Origin of the sequence: Bradyrhizobium sp. Cp5.3 (assembly GCF_000426265.1) — a bacterium.
In the GTDB taxonomy this organism is placed as follows: Bacteria; Pseudomonadota; Alphaproteobacteria; order Rhizobiales; family Xanthobacteraceae; genus Bradyrhizobium; species Bradyrhizobium neotropicale.
This window is the reverse complement of record NZ_AUFA01000139.1, coordinates 1-1,398: the sequence shown is the minus strand read 5'-3', so window position 1 is coordinate 1,398 and position 1,398 is coordinate 1. Positions and strand designations below refer to the sequence as shown.

General features: G+C 63.9%; 1 protein-coding gene. It reads right to left on the bottom strand.

The genetic code is table 11. The features are described 5' to 3' along the window. Positions 1-35: 35 nt before the first annotated feature. Positions 36-1,319, bottom strand: a complete 1,284-nt coding sequence (locus tag K289_RS0140825) for an IS256 family transposase (RefSeq protein ID WP_027556544.1) — start codon at positions 1,317-1,319, stop codon at positions 36-38. Positions 1,320-1,398: the final 79 nt, after the last annotated feature.

The window sequence follows — 1,398 nt, the reverse complement described above, 5'->3', positions numbered from 1 at the left end:
GAGCTATCGCCAAATTTTGGTGACGGCGCGGCCGGTCAGGCGGCGGCGGTTATGGGCTGACGGTCAGTCGGTTTGGCGATGACCTCGATCCCGTCGTTGAATGTCACACCGAGAACGAGTTTTGGCAACTGGTTGTGGCCATCGAGACGACGCCAGCTTTTCTGCGCGGCCTCAAGCAGTTTGAAGACCATCGCGAGTGCCGTCCTGTTGGACAGGCAACCCTTCGATCGGATCGTGCGGTGTCGCACGGTAGCGAAGGTGCTTTCAATGGGATTGGTCGTCCGCAAGTGTTTCCAGTGTTCGGCCGGGAAGTCGTAGAACGCCAGTAGCGTGTCCCGATCCTTGCTCAGGCAGTCGGCCGCCTTCTCGTATTTGGGCGTGTAGCTCTCGATGAAGGCGTCGAGCGCCAGCTCGGCGGCGGTCTTGGTTTCGGCCATCCAGATATCCTGCAACGCGCGTTTGGCCTTCGGCTGCTGGCTCTTCGGCAACTTGGCGATCACGTTCGCGGTCTTGTGCACCCAGCAGCGCTGCTCGCGCGTTTTCGGCCAGACCTCGCCGGCGGCCTTCCAGAACCCGAGCGCGCCGTCGGCGATGGCGAGCCGCGGCGGCACGTCGAGCCCGCGCCGCTTCAGATCGAGCAGCAGATCGCGCCAGTCCTGCGCGCTCTCGCGGGCGCCATCGGTGAAGCCGACCAGTTCCTTGCGGCCTTCCGGCGTCGCGCCGATCAGCACCAGGATGCACTGCTTTTCGTCTTCGAGGCGTGCTTGGAGATGGATGCCATCGGCCCAGATGTAGACGTAGCGCTTCGCCGACAGATCGCGCCTCTGCCACGCGGTGTGTTCGTCAAGCCAACCGTCCTTCAGACGGCCGATGGCGGATGCCGACAGCCCGGCAGCATCCTTGCCGAGCAGCGCCGCCAGAGCCTCGGAGAAGTCGCCGGTGGAGATCCCCTTCAGGTAAAGGATCGGCAGCAGCGTCTCGATCGATTTTGAGCGGCGCATGTAGGGCGGCAGGATCGACGGAGAGAACCGGATGCGGCCGGGATCGGTCGCGTCCGCCGCGCGATCGCGTACACGCGGCTGGCGGACGGCGACCGGACCGATACCGGTCATCACCTCGCGTTCCGGCAGGTGACCGTGGCGCACGACGCGCTGGTGGCCGTCCGCAGTCTTCAAATCGGCATGCTTGCCGAGAAAGTCCGCGACCTCGGCCTCGACCGCCTGGGCCAACAGAGCACGCGCCCCATTGCGCAAGATTTCGGTGAGTTGATCGTCGACGTTTCCTGGCTGAATCAGCTTGATGATGTTATCTTTGGACACGGCATATCGCTCCTTCGGTGGAGAAGTGGAGGCGTCAAGCACCCCCACGATATGCCGCCTTCCCGATTCCCGCCGTCAC